Origin of the sequence: Neptunicella marina, from assembly GCF_014270035.1 — a bacterium.
Taxonomy (GTDB): Bacteria; Pseudomonadota; Gammaproteobacteria; order Enterobacterales; family Alteromonadaceae; genus Neptunicella; species Neptunicella marina.
In genome coordinates this window covers 295242-313892 of sequence record NZ_JACNEP010000001.1, presented here as the reverse complement: position 1 = coordinate 313892, position 18651 = coordinate 295242, and the positions used below count along the sequence as shown (strand labels likewise).

Below are 18651 nucleotides of genomic sequence, written 5' to 3'. Positions count from 1 at the left end.
ACAGGCCTGACACATCAGGCCTGTATCAAATATTGTGCGTTTTTATGGTTTTACAGGAAGCGGAATAACCTGACTAAAGACATCACTACCGTTTACATCTTTTAAAGTCAGAGTGATGGCTGGATGCTCTAACCAGTCGATTTTGACCACACCGTAATTGGCATGGGCAAAACTTTTGCTGATACGATGTTGGTTAGGGCTGACATCGTGCCAGGTTTCAGTTAAGCCGGATGAGGTCATCTCATATAGGGATTGACCGTTTTTACGGGTAATTTTAGACAGTTCTCCCCAGTGAGTATCGCCACTTAAAATCACCAGATTATTAACCTGATATTTATCTAACAAATCCATCAAGCGCTGGCGATCTGCCGGAAAGTTCGCCCAGGCTTCCCAGCCTGTAAATTCTGGCAGTAACTGTAAACTGGAGCCGATAATACGCACCTCAGCAGGGACTTGTAATTGCTGCTCCAGCCATTGCCATTGTTTTTCACCCAGCATAGTTGCACCCGATTCGGTGGTGGGCAAATAAGGCCCCATGTTTTTCGGTGCTTTTTGTGCCAGATACTCCACTTTGCTTACGTGATTTATCGCATCGCGATTCCAGCGTAGGTCGGGCAAAATAATTTGCACCCGATGTGGCGCCTCACCATAGACATAGCTAGTGTATATTCCGTCTGCACGGGTGCGTCTTGCACTGTCTTTGGCTTCATTGAAATAATCGAGCATCAACTGGCGAGAGGCTTCTTTACTGGGGTACTCTTTACCACCGTCATTTACACCAAAATCATGGTCGTCCCATATGCCGATTAATGGCATGCGTTGACGCTGCGTAGCAAAACCTTCAACTTGCCATTGTTTTTTATATTTGGCGGCTAATACGTCCGGATCTTCGCTATCTCCATAAATATTGTCACCGAGCAACATAAACACATCGCCCGGTTCGCGATTAATCGCATTCCAAATCGGTTGCGGTTTATCCTGATGTAAACAAGATCCATATAACAAGGTAAAGCTTGTTTGATTAGCCAGAGTTGAATAACTGGCGATTAGCAGCAAACAGCCGATGAATCTGGTGACAGACTTCATTTTAAAATCTCCGTTACAGGTTTACCGATATCGCTGGCATAGTTATCCGGATTTATTTTTAGTGTATTCAAGGCCGTTGCTGCGATTTGGTTTAAATAAAGAGTAGGAGCATGTTGCCATTCACCCATTTTTTTAATGTCTGGCCCCATGGCAGCCATCCAGATTTCATTCGAGCCAACAATGGCACTCTCATCGCCTTTGAGTTCTTTCATGTAACCTTTAATTGCGTCCAGACTAGCGTGATGTTGCCAGGTGTGTTCGTTATTACCACGACCATGATCACTGGTAATAATAAGGTTGGTGTTATTTTTGTATTGGGGTATCGATTGCAGTTGCTGCCATAAATCAGCAATTAACTGGTCGTAATGGCCATCGTGAGCAAAATCGTCGGTTTCACCTAAGGCTAAATAAATGACGCGCGGTTTATGCTGGGCGATATATTCACTGGCAAAACCTGCGGTAAAGGCATCTAACCTCACGTTGTGCCATGGGCTTGGGACTTGTTGTTGTAATTGATTTAACCACTGGGCCTTGGTGCTTAACCCCGGCCAGTTAGCGGGCATAAAACCGGCGTTAATCATCAATTTGCTGCGGCTCTGGTTAATAATTGCCGGAAAGACATCCCAACTGCCAAATACCGCCACCTGGTATTTAAAACCGGATTGCTGATTAAGCCACTCTAACATGGTCACATTTTTATTATCGATGGCTTGATTAGAGTTAATACGGTTGTCGGCTTTGCCAGTCAGTAATTCGTTATAACCGGGATAAGAGAACCACCAGTTATTGGAAACTAACATGGAAGAACCTGCGTTTTGATTGCCGGTGATGACGCCCTGCTGAACAACCGTGTTCCACAAAAATGGCATCAGTTTTTGGCGTTTTAATTCATTATTCTCTGCATCGAATGTTGATTTGATATTAAAACCGTCGCGGGTAAATTTCTCATTATTAGTTAAAACCGGATCGATGCCGTTGAACACTTCCTGCCAGCGCATGCCATCCATAGTAACAATAACCAAATTATCGGCGGCAGTGGCCGACATTGAGCTGAGATAAAGGCTTAGCAATACAAATAAAATAGCGCGCATTGTTGTTATCCTTACAGGGTTTAAAAACGAAAAAAGGCAGGATCACCTGCCTTTATTTTTTCAAGTTTATATTAGAAGCTCATGCTCAGGTTTAAAGCAGCAGAACGTGGTGATCCAATCCATGCGGCCTGACCAGCAATACCACCTAAATAGCTCTTATCAAACATATTGTTGATGGTCATACGCACGTTGATTGACTCAATGCCCTGAACCGGAGATTCAACAGCAACACCAGCGTAGAAATCCGTCACAACATAGCCCGGCGCAATCTGGGTATTAGCGGCATCAATATAACGGTCATCGACCCATTTGGTTGAACTACCGGCAAAGTAGTTACCGTGTGTGTAATCAACAGAGACAACTGCCATGTTTTTCGCAGAGCCAAATACCTGATTACCTTCCGGATAATCACTCAAACCACCAGTGTATTCAGAGGTATTATGCGTATATGAACCATACAGCGACCAGCGTTCGCTTAAATCAACGGTTAACGAAGCTTCCACACCCTTAGATTCAATACCACCTACGTTAATGTAAGCGCCATTGTTTTCATCCAGGTAGTTAACACCATCAGGTGAGTCCGGAGAGATAAAGGTTAGGCGGTTTTCGAATTTGATATCATAGTAGGTGATACTGGCGTTAACGCTGCCTGACACAAAACGTAAACCCGCATCGATATTATCGGCGGTTTCTGGTTCGATATCTTCCAGTGCAGAAGCTTCTTTTTCTAATACCGCGTCTTTGATCGCAGCAAAGTTTTCGGCATAACCGGCAAATACTTCCAATCCATCGATGCCGGTTTGCACAACCACACCACCCGAAACTAACAGATCAGAATCTGAGTTAACCTCACGGTGTTCACCTTCACCAAAGTTGTCGAAACGCTCTAAGTCGACAAAAAACTGTTTTACACCCAAACGGAATTTGGCAAAGCCGGTATCCAATTCATCTTCGGCATAAAACATGGTGGTGGTAACCGGGAAGCGGTTATCGTACTGCACCCAGTAAGGCGTGTGGTCAAATTCGTAGCTGGTTTTAGAATCAATGATTTTATGCCAGTCACGGGATTCCTGACGCTTGTAATCTTCATACCAGATTCCGCCTCGTAATTCGTTATCCATACCATTTAAACGGGTGTAGTAAACAAAGTCAGCATCAAAACCTACACGTTCTTTTTTGTAGTGGCTGTGACGATATGAACCAACAGGAACGGCACCATCTTCATAACAGTTTGGATCGTAATCTGCACCAGCTCCACCGTATGGGAATACGATTGAACTTTGACAACCGTCAATTGGACTAAGTGCCATACCGTTAGAATCAACAAACTTTATTTGTCCTAATGCACTGCCGCCATAATAAGTATTACCTGAAACCAGTTCAGAATGTGCCTGATTGTCACCATCGGCGTGAACATCCACTACATACTGAGGAACCCAGTCACCACGGCCTTCATTATGGTGATAATAAACATTACCAGAGAGCTCTAAATCACCCACCTGATAAGACGCTTTTAAGTAACCAAAAAGGTTTTCACGCAGAGTAGACCAACCGCGACGATAGACCTGGTCTACGTAAGGAATACCTGTCCATTCCGAGGTTAAATTATCTGATTCTGGATTTTGAATAAACTGAGCCAGGCTTACACGTTGGTAGTTATCTTCGTGGGTATCATCCCAGCTAACGTAAGCGGTGAAATCAACACCACCAATGTTGGATAATACTTTAGCTGCTAAGTGATCACGTTTGTTTTCGGCAACCTGATCAACCCAGTCACTGTTTTGGCTGCTGGATACACTTACCCATGCAAAGGTATCTTTAGCGATTTCACCGGTTTCGTAACGTACAAAGTACTTCTGTGCATCAAAACTACCTAATGACAAACTGGTGGTCATGCGCTCAGTCACGCCTGGATCATAAGTAGTGAAGTTTAATGTACCGCCTAACGCTTCGTTAGAGCGGGAGGCTACATCGCCCGTACCTTGAGATACTTCTACACGACCTAAGTTTTCGGTGTCGATATAACGGTTGGCTTTGGCACCACCACCATAGTTTGAGTTACCGTTGGCGATGCCATCGATGGTAATACCGATTTGCTGTTCATCGAGGCTTAACTGAAAGCCACGAATAGATACAGTGGTAGACCAGTCGTCAGAACCAAAGGTATCACCTTCGTTGATAAGTACACCAGGTAGATTATCGATAACAGCCAATGCACTGGTGAGTGCCGTTTGCTGTTTAAGCATCGAATCATCAGTCTGGTTGTTCGCATAAGAAACACTGCGTCCCACGACAGTGATTTCTTCCAATGTGGTTTCTTCCTTGTTAGCTGGTGCAGCTTCCTCTGCCATGGCTTGTTGGGTTAACGCGCACGCAATGCACATTGCGAGATGTTTGTAATGTCCTAATTTCATTAGCGGTTCCATTATTTGTAGTTGAGTGTGTTGTTTTTATAAGCGCGCTAATGTGCAGCAGTTTTGTGAAGAGAAAGCGGCAAAAACTTGACAGTTAATTGATGTTTTTACGACTTTTTTATGACAGGATTAAATGGTAATTATTTTGTAATTTCTACGTAATATGAGTGGCTTAGGGCATCGATAAGCCAAAGTTTGAGGACGAGGTTATGAACGGAAAACGCTTATTTCAAATTGTGCTTATTACATGCAGTTTAGCGAGTTTGGCGTTTGTGCCCTGGAATATCATCAGTATCTGGATTGCACCTTTACCTGACACAGTACAACAACAATTAGAACAAGGGCTTGAACATGGATTTGATGGTGCGATTGCGTATATCGACGAAGCTGGGCAACCACCGCAATTATTAGCCGCAGGCTGGAATAACCGCAAAGACAAAATTCCGGCTGATCCTCACGCGTATTTTAAAATCGCCAGCATCAGTAAGTTATATATCGCGGTTGCGGTGGCTAAATTGATTAACCAGCAAGTCTTGCATCAGGACGATACCCTGGCTGACTTGTTACCTGCTGTTGCCAATAAAATAGAAAATGCCGATACCATCGCATTGCGCATGTTGGTGCAGCATCGCAGTGGTATTTACAATTACAGCGATAATCCTGATTTCCCCTGGGATAACCCACCGGATAATCAAGGCGCCTTGGCACTGTTTATCAATAAACCGTCGAATTTCCCCCCGGACAGCGATTACGAATATTCCAATTCTAATTACTTGTTGTTGGGTGCAATCATGGATCGCGCTCTGGGTTACAGCCATCACCAGTTTATTCAACAACAGATAGTGCAGCCGCTTGGTTTAACCCATACCTTTAGTTTGCTTAAGGAAGTGAATCTGGAGGATGTTACCAGCGGTTATTTTCAGGGATATGAGCCGGATATCAAGGGCAACGACTTTGTGAATCCTGGCGGCTCTATGGTAGCGACGGCTGAAGATGTAGGCATTTTTATTCGGGCGTTAAATGATGGTTCACTATTAACTGATAGCGAACAAACAATTTATTCATCTCTTTATCAATATGGTCATACGGGGTTATTGCCCGGTTATTCGAGTATTGCGCGTTACCATAAAGATATTGATGCAGTGGTGGTGTTGCTGGTGAATACCAATGGCGGCGATAGCTGGAGTATTCTGGAAATTGTTTATCAACGTATTGTTGATATTTTACTTAGGCACAAGCAGGCTAGTTAAGCATATCAAACGGACTGGGGTATCTAAGTTCTAACCCCAGCTTTTGACAGCTTTGTTGTGCATCTATGAGTTTACCCTGATCTTTTGGGGCATAGTTTGATTCTTCAAATTGAGCTGGTGGCAAACCTAACGTGTCACACGCCCACTGGTAATATGCCTGACGCGTGGGATGGTCGTGACTGCATAAATGATAAATATCACCAAAAGCATGGTGTTGAATAAGACTGTTGATGGCATTAATCACATCGGTTTGATGCACTAAATTAACCACGTGTTGGCCGTTTGCTATATCTGTTTTACCGGCTAAATAGCGGGCAGGGTGTCGATTTTCTCCTACTAAACCCGCTAGTCGCATGACTGCACCCGCTTGCGCAAAAACATCGAATACCACTTGCTCGATTAATTGATGACATTGGCCTGATGCTGTTGTGGGCTGTAAGGGCGATGACTCTGTGATAACCCCGGTTTGCTCGCCATAAACTGACGTGGTGCTAATAAATAACAGCTTTTTAGTTCCTGCTGTTTTGGCTTGCTGAATGAAGTCGGTCATGTTTTTTACAAAGGCTGTCGCATCAAGTTGTTTTCGCCCGGGTGCGATATTTAAAATTAATACGTCGCAATCAAATAAGGTTTGCAGCTCGCTTGAGGTGATGTCATCACCCAGTGAATACAGCACTGTATCTAAATCTTGCTGTTTTAGCTGGTGTTGTTTGGCGGCTGTACGGGTTGTACCAATTATTTGCTGACCCTTCTGCTGTATATGCAGCGCCAAAGGCAGTCCTAACCAGCCATAACCACAAATTGAAATTTTCATAAAACTCGAATCGTTATACGTTTTGTTGAGGTTACCACAGGCAAGTTGATTGTGGTTCGTGACTAAGATCAAAAACAATTAAAAAGCCTTAAAAGCGGTACTTGATTGTCTGAGGGTGACAGGTAAAATGCCCGCCCTATGAGCAGCACTCTTTCCCCTATGCATAATGACCATCAGAGTAATGATGCGTCTGCTAGCAAACGTCATCAGTATCAGGATCTGATCACTATTTTTGATCGGCTGTTTGCTGACAGCTTTAATACGCGGTTGATTAAAGGTACGGACGAACCTGTTTATCTTCCTGCAGGTCATGGTGCGCACTACGCGCAAGTCGTATTTGCTCATGGATTTTATGCCAGTGCCTTACATGAAATTGCCCACTGGTGTTTGGCCGGGGATAAAAGACGCGAAAAAGAAGACTACGGATATTGGTATTGCCCCGATGGGCGCAATGCCCAGCAACAGGCAGAGTTTGAAAAAGTTGAAGTGAAACCACAGGCTATCGAGTGGGCGTTTTGTCTGGCGGCAGGAAAGTCGTTTCAGGTCAGCACAGATAACCTGAATGGTGCCGAGCCTGATCGTGAAGGTTTTCGCGACAAAGTCCAGCAACAATTAAAAGACTATTTGTTATATGGTTTTCCTCCGCGCGCGCAGCAGTTTATTGATGGTTTAAAAGAGTTTTATCAAACAGATCCGATACCTAGTAAATCCTGTCCGGTAGATTTGCATGTCGTTTAAGCTTGGTTTGATCATCAACCCCTGGGCCGGCATTGGCGGCGCTATGGCACTTAAAGGCAGTGACGGTAAAGAGGTGCGTGAACAAGCACTTGCCATGGGAGCTATACCCAAAGCGCAACAACGTATGCGTGAGGCGCTGGAAATAATTCTGCCGTACAAAAAACAAGTTCAGATTATTACCGCAGCGCGCGATATGGGCGAAGCGCTCGCACATGAAATGGGCTTTAACGTACAAGTGGTGTACACACCAGCGCATCAACAAACCGAAGCTATTGATAGTGAAAATGCCGCTTATGCCATGTTAGACACCAAGGTAGATTTGCTGTTATTTGCCGGTGGCGATGGTACCGCACGTAATATTTGCAGCATAGTGCATACTGCTATGCCTGTGCTGGGCGTGCCTGCGGGATGTAAAATCCACTCAGGTGTCTATGGCGTGAGCCCTAAAGCCAGTGGAAGGGTGGTTGAAAAAATGCTCTGCGGTGAACTGGTAAGCGTGGATACCGCAGATGTTAAAGACATTGATGAAGAAAAATTTCGTCAGGGTAAAGTGATTGCCAAAATGTATGGTGAAATGCAGATACCGCTTGAGCTGCGTTATATTCAGGCCACCAAGTCAGGTGGTAAAGAATCAGAAGAATTAGTGCTGGCTGATATTGCTGATTACATCAGTGAATTGATGGAAGACGAGTATTTTGTAATGGGTTCCGGCTCAACTGTTGCCGCTGTGATGCAATCTCTCGGTTTGCCCAATACCTTGCTGGGGGTCGACCTGGTTAAAGAGCAGCAACTGATTGCCAGTGATTTAACCGCGCAGCAATTGCTGGATAGCATCGATAATCAACCTGCAAAACTGGTGATTACCTTAATTGGGGGGCAGGGCCATATTTTTGGACGGGGTAATCAACAACTTAGCCCGCAACTTATAAAACAGATTGGCAAAGAGAATATCTTGCTAATTGCCACTAAAACCAAATTACAGGCGCTGCAAGGTCGTCCACTGTTAGTGGATACCGGTGATGCTGAACTGGATAAATCCTTAAGCGGATTTTTGCCAGTGATCACCGGCTATCGTGACCAGGTATTATATCCAGTCGCTGCGCCCGGGAATGAATAATGTCGTTATCTTTTGATCAATATGTAGATGTAATTGAATCACAATTTGACGCTGCCGTAGAAAACGGCAGTGATCAGGAACTGTTTATGTCTGGTTATTTACATGGCCATTTTTCACTGGTGGTGAGTCAGTGTGAACAAAGCAACAACACTTCAGTACCGGCGTGCAATGAAGCGATGCTGGATAGCCTGCAACAGGCTTTTGATAAAAAAGAACTGGAGCCAGAGGATCAGCAACAGGTACTGGATTACTGGCACGCGCTACACCAAACCGCACTTAACTAAGTTTTGCCACATCAGTCTCGGAGCAACAGGCTCTGGTTAATCAGCCTGAATAAGGTGTGTCGCGGCGAGTTAATGCCCGGATTAAAAAACGATTTGGGACCAGCGCATTGATTAACGTTTGTGGAAGTGGCAATGGCTCATTGGCAATTAAACTTGCCACATAGTCGGCTAATAGTGGCGCAGTGCACAGTCCGCGTGAACCTAAAGCACTTAAACTGTACAGATTTGGCAGGTTAGCCGCCTTAGCATATTGCGCTGCTGGCAAGGCTTTATACAGCGCCTGATAGTCTTCAAGTTGTTGTTGCCAGTTAGCGATGTGTCCGGCAACAGGCAAATGATCCGGCGTGCTGCAACGTACAGAGGCACGGCCTTGTTGCACTGCTTTAACCTGTTTAACCCAATCACACTCGCTTAGCGCTTTGTTTAACACGGCAAGGTTGGTGTTTTGTTCTTCAAGCCGGTGCTCGGTTGCCGTATCGTTTTTGATATAGGTGGAGCCCAGCGCACAATCACCATGCATGGCAGGGGTTAAATAGCCTTTATGACATAAAACCGTTTTTAACTGTGCCAAAGCGCCAGCAGCAGGCACTTGTTCCACCTGACCACGTACTAAACGATAAGGAACGCCATTTAGCTGCTTGATGTTGTGGCTGCAATCGCCGGTAGCTAACACAACAATATCAGCTTGCTGTACAGCTTGATTATCAAACTGCATGCGCCAGCCATTATCCTGTTCTACTAAGTCAGTTAAAGCATGATTTAGATGAACTTTGGTGCCGGATTGTTTAATCAGCGCCTCAACCAAACCCGCAGGATGGATCCAGCCGCCTTTTTTAATATGTAAAGCCGGATAGGGCATAGTAACGCCAGCAATTTCAGTGGCGTTTGTAGCATTAATTAATTCCACTAACGAGCCCGGCCATTGTGATTTATCGGCCAGTTGCTGATAACGAGTTTGAATCGCGTTGGTAAAGGCAATTTGCAACACTCCACAAAACTCATGGGCAAATTCGACACCTTGTTTTAACAGCGTTTGATAACGACGTAAGGCGAAACCAAAAGCCAGTGCCTGAATATCGCTGGCGATATTTTTTTGCACATGCAATTGCGGGTAAAAACCGCCCTGACGATTGCCGGAGGCGCGCTCTGCCACTTCACTTCCGGCCGAATACATCTCGACCCGATAACCACGTTGTGAAAGTGAATAAGCCAGATTAGCACCGGCTAAACCTGCGCCAATAATCGCTACCTTATTGCCAGTGGCAGGGGATTGGGTAAACCATGGGGTTAAAGTTTGGTTATTGTCAGGTTTGATTTTCAGGTTCAGTTTGCCTGCCAGCATCTCACGTTTTTGACCAAAACCTTTGACTTTAACAGCGTCAAAACCGGCTTGTTGCAGGCCACGGCGTACAAATCCTGCCGCGGTAAATGTAGCAAAAGTCGCATCTGCTTTGGCAAGTCGGGACATCTGGTCGAACAAGGTTTGTGACCACATTTGTGGGTTCTTAGATGGGGCAAAACCATCTAAAAACCAGGCATCAACAATACCGCTTTGCTGATTGTTCATGGCAGGAAAGACATCAGCGACATCACCAAACCATAAATCGAGCGTGACATTGTCGAAAACTAATCGATGACATCCTTCGACTAAATCTGGGTATTGTTCAATTAATTGCTGGCTAAATGCAGTAAGTTGAGGCCAGGCATTGAGTGCGGTTTCTAAGTCGTCTTTATTTAACGGAAACTTTTCTACGCTGATAAAGTGCAGTTTTTTAAGTGCACAGGAACCATTAACGTTATCTTCTTGTCGCAGCATTGTTTGTTGAAACAGCTGCCAGCAAGCTAAAAAATTAAGACCAGTACCAAAGCCAGTTTCAGCAACGGTAAAATGTGCTGATGGGAACGTTAACCAGCGCTTAGGAAGCTGGTTGTTTTTAAAAAAAACGTATTCTGTTTCCTGTAGTCCACTTTGATTTGAAAAATAAATATCGTCAAACTGGTCTGTGAAGGGGGTGCCATATTGGTTAAATTGAATATCGGCGGCTTTAATAGACAAAATACACATTCCTGAGATAAAACAGCATTATTGTACGTGTTAGCTGTTAATATCAGAATGCTATACAACAAATTTTTATAAAAAATTGCCACTTTTTTGTAAAAAGCAGACCACTTTACAGGTCAAAATCATTAACATGTGCGGCAATTTTTCGGAATAGGGTTTTATATGAAAAGAGCAGTGATAACTGGTATCGGTGTGGTATCCAGTATTGGCAACAATAAACAGGAAGTGTTGGAAGCGCTGAGAGCCGGTAAGAGTGGCATTAGCTACAGCGAAGAATTTGCTGAACTGGGACTGCGTAGCCACGTAAGTGGTGATATTAAACTGGATGTCAGTGAACATATCGATCGTAAAACATTGCGTTTTATGGGCGACGCTGCAGCCTATGCACACATTTCGATGCAACAGGCAATTGAGGATGCGGGGTTAACTGAAGAACAAGTGTCTAATCCGCGCACTGGACTGGTGGCGGGATCAGGTGGTGCATCCTCTAAACATCAGGTTGATGCGGCTGACATTTTGCGGGCTAAAGGCGTTAAACGGGTTGGTCCCTACATGGTAACCCGTACCATGAGCAGCACGGTTTCTGCTTGTTTGGCCACGCCATTTAAAATTAAAGGCATTAACTATTCTATGAGTTCTGCTTGTGCCACCAGTGCGCATTGTATTGGCCATGCGGTAGAGCAAATCCAGTTAGGCAAACAGGACATTGTTTTCGCCGGTGGCGGTGAAGAAGTTCACTGGACACTGGCGATGGAATTTGATGCCATGGGCGCGTTGTCAACCAAATACAATGACAACCCAGGTGTTGCATCGCGTACTTATGATGCAGATCGTGACGGTTTTGTTATCTCTGGTGGCGGCGGTATGGTTGTAGTCGAAGAGCTGGAACATGCGTTGGCTCGCGGCGCCAAAATTTATGGTGAGATTATTGGTTATGGTGCGACTTCAGATGGTTACGATATGGTTGCACCATCAGGTGAAGGTGCAGTGCGCTGTATGCAGCAAGCGATGCAAGGTATCGATGCCAAAATCGATTATTTAAATACCCATGGCACTTCGACACCGGTTGGTGATGTTAAGGAACTGGCTGCTATTCAGGAAGTATTTGGTGGTAATTCCCCGGCTATTTCTGCTACTAAAGCCATGACTGGACATGGGTTAGGTGCAGCTGGTGTGCAAGAAGCGATTTACTGTTTAATTATGATGGAAAATGGTTTTGTCGCCCCGTCAGTGAATATCGATAATCTGGATGAAAAAGCAGAAGGTCTGGATATTGTTAAACAACCCCGTGACGCTGAGTTAACCACAGTTATGTCAAACAGTTTTGGTTTTGGTGGCACCAATGCCACATTAGTGATGCAAAAGTTCCAGCAATAATCCTGCAAATGGCAGCTTTAGATTTTTTGATGGTCTAAGGCTGCATTTTTCTCTTCAAAACCCACTCATTTCTCAATTCATTGTATGGCATAATGCGGACACTTTTTGCCAGCCTATTCTGCTAAATCATGAAAATATACTACGAAGATTCAATGCCTTACGCTGAACGTTTTTTTTCTCAGTGGGGTGAATGTCAGGCTTTTTCTGGTAAAACGGTTACTCCGGCACAGATTGCTGATGCAGGTATGCTGTTTGTACGCTCGACAACCAAGGTTAATCAGGCTTTGATAGGCGAATGTAAAAATCTCAAATTTGTTGCAACAGCCACTGCAGGTTTCAATCACATCGACATCGAGTATCTGAATCAACGCAATATTCCGTATTACGTAGCCGCCGGCTGTAATTCTGTGTCAGTGGCGGAATATGTCGTGAGTTGTTTGTGTGAGTTGGCTCGGCGTTACAACTGGCATTTGCCGGATAAAACCGTTGGTATTGTTGGCGCGGGGCAAGCGGGAAGTGCATTAGCTCGTAAGTTGGATGCGTTAGGCATGCGTTATCTGTTGTGTGACCCACCAAAGCTGGCAGAGGGAGATCCACGTAGCTTTGTGGATATGGACGCCATCATGCAGTGCGATATCATCAGTTTGCATGTGCCTCTGGTCACAGCCGGTGAGCATCCTACGCAACACCTGTTCGATGCGAAACGTTTAGCTGAACTAAATGAAAATCAGTTACTCATCAATGCCTGCCGGGGAGAAGTGCTGGATAATAATGCCTTGTTAGCTTTGTATCAGCAGGGTGCACAACGCAAAGTTGTCCTGGATGTGTGGGAAAATGAACCGGATATTGTGTATGAACTGATCCCTTATGTGGATATAGCAACTGCACATATAGCTGGCCATAGCGTGGAAGGTAAAGCTAATGGTACCGAAATGGTATATCAGGCAGCGGCTAAACACTTTTCACTACCAAACTCGATATCATTACAACCCATGTTACCTCAACCAGAACATGCTGTGATTGAGCTAAGTAACCAACCTCTTGATTGGTCGGATTTGTATGCTGTCGTTAAAAAATCCTATGACGTTGCTTTGGATGATAAAACCTTTAGAAATAAGGTTGTTAGTGCAACAGATTTTGAATATATCCGAAAAAACTATGCTATAAGAAGAGAATTTGCAGCGCTGCAGGTAAATGCTGGCAATTGTGCGCTTTCACAGGCAATCTACGGGCTGGGTTTTTCAGCAAAACCTTAACTCATACTTTTACACAATGGAGATTACAAATAATGTCACAAGCCTTTGATGTTGCGGTATTAGGTGCAACAGGTCTGGTTGGCCAGAATATAATTGAGATTCTTGAACAACGGGAATTTCCGGTTAACACACTTTATCCACTCGCCAGTGCTCGTTCAGCTGGTGAAAAGATTAAGTTCAAAGGCAAGGACGTAACGGTACTGGATGCAGAAACCTTCGATTTTTCTAAAACCCAGATCGGTTTTTTCTCCGCTGGTGGCAGTACATCAGCTAAATATGCGCCTATAGCTGCAGAAGCCGGCTGTGTTGTTATCGACAACACCTCGCAGTTTCGATATGAAGCTGACATTCCGCTGGTGGTACCAGAAGTAAATGCCCATGCCATTGCTGATTTCCGTAATCGTAATATCATTGCTAATCCAAACTGCTCGACTATTCAAATGATGGTTGCATTAAAGCCTATTCAGGATGCTGTAGGTATTGCACGTATTAATGTTGCCACTTATCAGTCGGTGTCGGGTGCCGGCCGTTCTGCGATTGAAGAACTGGCAAAGCAATGTAATGCACTATTGAGTGGTCGCGAACCTCAGGTAGAGGCTTTTAGTCGCCAAATCGCATTTAATGTTATCCCGCAAATTGATGTATTTCAGAATAATGATTACACCAAAGAAGAAATGAAAATGGTGTGGGAAACCCACAAAATTATGGGTGACGAAAGCATTTTGGTTAATCCAACCGCAGTACGGGTACCGGTATTTTATGGTCACGGTGAAGCGATTCATATTGAAACACATCAGCCAATTGATGCCGAAGAAGTCAAAGCCTTATTGGCTGCCGCACCTGGCATCACTTTGATGGCGAATCGCGAAGATTTTCCAACTCAGGTAGGCAATGCCAGCGGTAAAGATGACGTGTTTGTTGGTCGTATTCGTAACGATATTTCGCACCCCAATGGCATTAATATGTGGGTGGTTGCGGATAATGTGCGCAAAGGGGCGGCAACCAACAGTATTCAGATTGCAGAGCATCTAATCCGGGATTATTTATAATCGATTATCATGCTATACAGAATATGAAGGGGTGATGGTTCACCCCTTTTTTATATCTGCACAGAGAGTTAACTCAGCGCTTTTTATTGGCAAAGGCCTGTTTTTACCACAATAATTAGCGCTAAAAGCGAAGTCGCTAATGCCGTTAAACTGGATAGTACTAATATTCACCAATAAGTCGTTTTACCATGCGTTTTAGATGGTACAAGTTGATGATTTATAGTAACTTTGGAACGCGTCTTGCAAAAGAAATCCCTTAGGTAGGGAGTGTCAATTAATCTGACAAAACAGCATTAAGGTGCTGTGCAGTGCTGGTCAATATAGCCAAAATAAACAACCAGTGTTACACATGTGCGAATAACTACATGACGTTGATATACGATTTAGGGGCAGGAAAGGACAATCTATGAATTTGCGACAGTTATTTTTGATGTTGGTTGTCCTGACACTAAATTGCCCTGTTTCTGCGCAATCCACTTTGCTTAAAGGGCCAAAAGGTCAGGAGCAACAATCCACTGGCGGTGCCAGACTAATGGGGCCTCGTGGAGCCTCAAATCAGCCCGCTCAGTTCAACCAGTATGCCAATGAGTTCACTTACGGACCGATCCGTAGTAGTGATACTTTGTGGCAAATAGCGTCGCGTTATCGCCCCAGTACTGATGTGACAATGTATCAAATGATGGTGGCGATTTATCAGTTAAACCCCACTGCATTTGAAGATAACAATATTAATAATATGATCGATGGTTCGGTATTGGTCATTCCTCAATTACGTTATGTTCAAACGATCGGCCCTAAATTCGCGGAACAGAAAGCCTTAAATGATAACAAGACCTGGAATGGTGGCGAGAAATTGCCGCCTAAACCCAGTGAGATTGAGGTAACTAAACAGGCTCTGGAAAAAAGCCTGACCGCCATTGATGAAAAACAAGCTAAACACTTTGAAGCTTTGCGCGACCAGTTTGCGCAGTCTATTAATGGTGTGCAGTCCCTTATTGATGAAAATAACCGAATTTCTCAGCGTTTAGATGATGTAAACGTTGAAATTGACAAGTTGCGCTCACGCATAGGTGAAGAAGGTGAAGTGCAAAAGCAAATGGATAAATTGCTGACGCTGCAAAACGAATTATTAGCCATTTCTAAGCAAGAACAGCAACGCATTCAAATGCAGGAGCAGGAATCGCAGAAAAGCTTTTTTGCGACCACGGCAGGAGTCATAACGTTAACTACCACTCCGGTGTTGCTGCTGCTTGGTGGACTTGCATGGTGGTTGATGCGCCGCCAAACTCCTGTTCAAGCCGAAGCCGAAGCCGAAGCCGTTGCCGCTAACGTTAAATCTGCTGCCCCCGCTCCATCGGAGTCCGTGCAATTAGAACAGGATGATTTATCGGACATGCTTACTGATGAGTTATCTGAAGGATTGGACGATGATGTATTTGGTGACGACGACTTGCTTGACGAAGCGCTGGACGATGAATTACTTGATGGTGCGAGTAATGATATCAGTGAAGATGATCTGGATAATTTTGAGGATCTTACCGACGAACTGTTGGATGAAGCGTTAGATGATCTGAATGAACTCGATGAAGATACTGAATTCCAGACCGATGAGCTGGTGGATGATGAGCTTCTTGATGAAACGGATATTGAACCTGACATCTCTGAGCAGCCTGAGCAGGATATGTTGGCTGAAAATGAAGCGTCAGAGGATGTAGCTGACGATATTGTTATTGATTCTGATGACGATGTGGATGCTGATTTAGGCGAGGAAATCCTGAAACAGGGTGATTTAGATGACCTGTTTGATACCACCGATGAGGATGATGAACCGCTTCTTCCTGAGAATGCAGATGAGCAAGAAGATGAAATCGATGACGAAGATATCGTAGATGATAGTGCCGCCGAGTTGCAAACATTGGGTGACGATGAAGAGGTCTCACAAGAAGGTGATGTTGAACTGGGTAATCTGTTAAATGAAGAAGATTTACAGGATATTGAAGTTCAGGACTTAAGCCACATTGAGCCAATGGATGATGAGCGCATCGATTCACTGGATGAGGTCATTAAAGCGCGCAGTGATGAGATCGACGATTTAACCGATAATCTGATTTCCGAAGCGGAAAGTGTTGAGCAGATGAAGGAAATGCTCGCGGGTGATCCAAGTTTAAGCGCTGAAGAAAGTCGTGAGCAACCGGAAGAGTCACAGCAACAAGCGGATAGCTTGTCTAACGGAGACAGTGAATCTTTTGCTGAGCTTGATGCGCCTGAAACAAGTGAAAATTCGGCAGATAATCCGGTTGATGATTTAGCCGATGAACTATTAGCTGAACTTGAACAACAGAAAGTTGCAGATGAACCGCAGCAGGATGTTGATCTGCAAAAGCCAACTGGCGACGATGAAGTCGATGATGCTTTTATTGATGAGTTAATTGCTGAATCCGATGATGAACAACCAGAAACAGCCGCAGGCGAAGAGAAGGAAACAACTGACGTATCTGACGAGTTAGATGATGAACTAACGGATGAGTTACTGGCTGATTTGGAAGAGCAGGTTGATGAACAACCACAAACGCCCGTAGACGAAGAGAAGGAAACAACTGACGTATCTGACGAGTTAGATGATGAACTAACGGATGAGTTACTGGCAGATTTGGAAGAGCAGTTTGATGAACAACCACAAACGCCCGCAGACGAAGAGAACGAAGTTGCTGGAGTACCTGACGAGTTAGATGATGAACTAACGGATGAGTTACTGGCAGATTTGGAAGAGCAGTTTGATGAACAACCACAAACGCCCGCAGACGAAGAGAACGAAGTTGCTGGAGTACCTGACGAGTTAGATGATGAACTAACGGATGAGTTACTGGCAGATTTGGAAGAGCAGTTTGATGAACAACCACAAACGCCCGCAGACGAAGAGCATGAAACAACTGACGTATCTGACGAGTTAGACGATGAACTAACGGATGAGTTACTTGCAGATTTGGAAGAGCAGGTTGATGAACAACCACAAACGCCCGCAGGCGAAGAGCATGAAACAACTGACGTATCTGACGAGTTAGATGATGAACTAACGGATGAGTTACTGGCTGATTTGGAAGAGCAGATTGATGAACAGCCACCAACGCCAGCAGGCGAAGAGAAGGAAACAACTGACGTATCTGACGAGTTAGATGATGAACTAACGGATGAGCTACTGGCTGACCTGGAAGAGCCGGTTGATGAACAACCACAAACGCCCGCAGGCGAAGAGCATGAAACAATGGACGTATCTGACGAGTTAGACGATGAACTGACGGATGAATTGTTAACCGATCTCGAGTCGAACAGTTCAGTGCAGGACGACTTACCTGAACCGAGCCTGGACGATGATGAACTGGATGCAGCCTTACGTGATTTTGAACAACAGGATCTTGCTGAACAACAGCGTTCCGATGATGATTATGATGCACCTGGCCTGGACGAATGGCTGGAATCCGATGATCATAATCAATCTGTTTCAGATAGTGACGAAGCTTCACCTAAATCAGAGAATGATAGTGAAGGTGAAACCTCCGACTCTGAAGATGCAGTTGGCATGGATGATATTCCTGGTCTGGGTGACTGGTTGGGCAAAGACGATAATTCAAAAAATGAGCGAAATGAAGATGATGAATTACTGGATGAGATAGAAAATAGCTCATTTGAGGATATGCTTGAGGAAATGGAAAAAGAGCAGGATCCTCATGAAGAAAAAGTTGTTGAAGATATTCTGGATAATCCGGATCTTGATCTTAAAGCTTTATTTACACCGGACGACAATCAAGACTTTGTTGATGTTGAAAATTTGTTGGTTGATAGTGACGAAGAAACTGAGGAAAAACCGTTAGATATTGATTTAACAGCTATGGGGTTGCCGGAAATAGGTGATGATGATGTTGTTGATGTGGATAGTGATAGTGAAGACACAAAAATGGACTTAGCCATAGCTTATATTGAAATTGATGATAAAGAATCCGCACGCCAGATATTGCAGGAGATCATTAATAAAGATGACCCCGGGCAGGTAGAAGAAGCCAGGACGCTACTGGCTTCTTTAGATGAATAGTTTAATTGCATAACGTCTAACGTATT

The 18651-nt window shown here is 44.4% G+C and carries 13 protein-coding genes; 8 read left to right on the top strand and 5 right to left on the bottom strand.

What is annotated here, in order from left to right; all coding sequences use genetic code 11:
- Positions 1-42 precede the first annotated feature (42 nt).
- The 3 genes from H8B19_RS01475 to H8B19_RS01465 form a co-directional block, all read right to left on the bottom strand.
- Positions 43-1086: an alkaline phosphatase D family protein gene (locus tag H8B19_RS01475; protein WP_186504997.1), complete on the bottom strand. Its 1044-nt coding sequence runs from the start codon at positions 1084-1086 to the stop codon at positions 43-45.
- Positions 1083-2177: an alkaline phosphatase family protein gene (locus H8B19_RS01470; RefSeq protein ID WP_186504996.1), complete on the bottom strand. Its 1095-nt coding sequence runs from the start codon at positions 2175-2177 to the stop codon at positions 1083-1085. The genes H8B19_RS01475 and H8B19_RS01470 overlap by 4 nt, the downstream gene beginning before the upstream one ends.
- Positions 2178-2248: 71 nt before the next feature.
- A complete protein-coding gene (locus tag H8B19_RS01465; protein ID WP_186504995.1) occupies positions 2249-4591 on the bottom strand; it encodes a TonB-dependent receptor domain-containing protein in 2343 nt (780 codons plus the stop codon).
- Positions 4592-4800: 209 nt separating this feature from the next.
- On the opposite strand from H8B19_RS01465, the gene H8B19_RS01460 reads away from it, so the two are divergent.
- Positions 4801-5841 carry a serine hydrolase domain-containing protein gene (locus H8B19_RS01460; protein WP_186504994.1) on the top strand — a complete coding sequence of 347 codons (1041 nt, stop codon included), beginning with the start codon at positions 4801-4803 and terminating at the stop codon, positions 5839-5841.
- Here the strand turns inward: H8B19_RS01460 and H8B19_RS01455 are convergent.
- On the bottom strand, positions 5834-6655 hold the full coding sequence (locus H8B19_RS01455; RefSeq protein ID WP_186504993.1) for an SDR family oxidoreductase: 822 nt from the start codon (positions 6653-6655) through the stop codon (positions 5834-5836). The two genes, H8B19_RS01460 and H8B19_RS01455, sit on opposite strands and share 8 nt — an antisense overlap.
- Before the next feature lie 138 nt (positions 6656-6793).
- Between H8B19_RS01455 and H8B19_RS01450 the strand changes: the two genes are divergently transcribed.
- The 3 genes from H8B19_RS01450 to H8B19_RS01440 are packed head-to-tail and all read left to right on the top strand — an operon-like array spanning position 6794 to position 8794.
- Positions 6794-7393 carry an elongation factor P hydroxylase gene (locus H8B19_RS01450; RefSeq protein ID WP_206683150.1) on the top strand — a complete coding sequence of 200 codons (600 nt, stop codon included), beginning with the start codon at positions 6794-6796 and terminating at the stop codon, positions 7391-7393.
- Complete coding sequence (locus H8B19_RS01445) at positions 7383-8510, top strand: ATP-NAD kinase family protein (RefSeq protein WP_186504992.1); 1128 nt, start codon at positions 7383-7385, stop codon at positions 8508-8510. The genes H8B19_RS01450 and H8B19_RS01445 overlap by 11 nt, the downstream gene beginning before the upstream one ends.
- Positions 8510-8794, top strand: coding sequence for a YfcL family protein (locus H8B19_RS01440; RefSeq protein ID WP_186504991.1), 285 nt, complete (start codon positions 8510-8512; stop codon positions 8792-8794). Before H8B19_RS01445 ends, H8B19_RS01440 begins: the two co-directional genes overlap by 1 nt.
- 40 nt (positions 8795-8834) lie before the next feature.
- Here the strand turns inward: H8B19_RS01440 and mnmC are convergent, their stop codons facing one another.
- A complete protein-coding gene (mnmC, locus tag H8B19_RS01435) occupies positions 8835-10850 on the bottom strand; it encodes a bifunctional tRNA (5-methylaminomethyl-2-thiouridine)(34)-methyltransferase MnmC2/FAD-dependent 5-carboxymethylaminomethyl-2-thiouridine(34) oxidoreductase MnmC1 (RefSeq protein WP_186504990.1) in 2016 nt (671 codons plus the stop codon).
- Between the two features lie 168 nt (positions 10851-11018).
- On the opposite strand from mnmC, the gene fabB reads away from it, so the two are divergent.
- The 4 genes from fabB (at position 11019) to H8B19_RS01415 (ending at position 18625) form a co-directional block, all read left to right on the top strand.
- Entirely contained in the window at positions 11019-12233 is a 1215-nt protein-coding gene (fabB, locus tag H8B19_RS01430; RefSeq protein ID WP_186504989.1) for a beta-ketoacyl-ACP synthase I, read from the top strand.
- Positions 12234-12361: 128 nt separating this feature from the next.
- Complete coding sequence (locus H8B19_RS01425) at positions 12362-13489, top strand: 4-phosphoerythronate dehydrogenase (RefSeq protein WP_186504988.1); 1128 nt, start codon at positions 12362-12364, stop codon at positions 13487-13489.
- 32 nt (positions 13490-13521) lie between these two features.
- Positions 13522-14538 (top strand): aspartate-semialdehyde dehydrogenase, encoded by a 1017-nt coding sequence (locus H8B19_RS01420; RefSeq protein ID WP_186504987.1) that lies wholly within the window; start codon positions 13522-13524, stop codon positions 14536-14538.
- A gap of 406 nt (positions 14539-14944) precedes the next feature.
- The gene (locus tag H8B19_RS01415) at positions 14945-18625 is read left to right on the top strand and encodes a FimV/HubP family polar landmark protein (protein WP_186504986.1); all 3681 of its coding nucleotides are present in this window, start codon (positions 14945-14947) and stop codon (positions 18623-18625) included.
- Positions 18626-18651 lie beyond the last annotated feature (26 nt).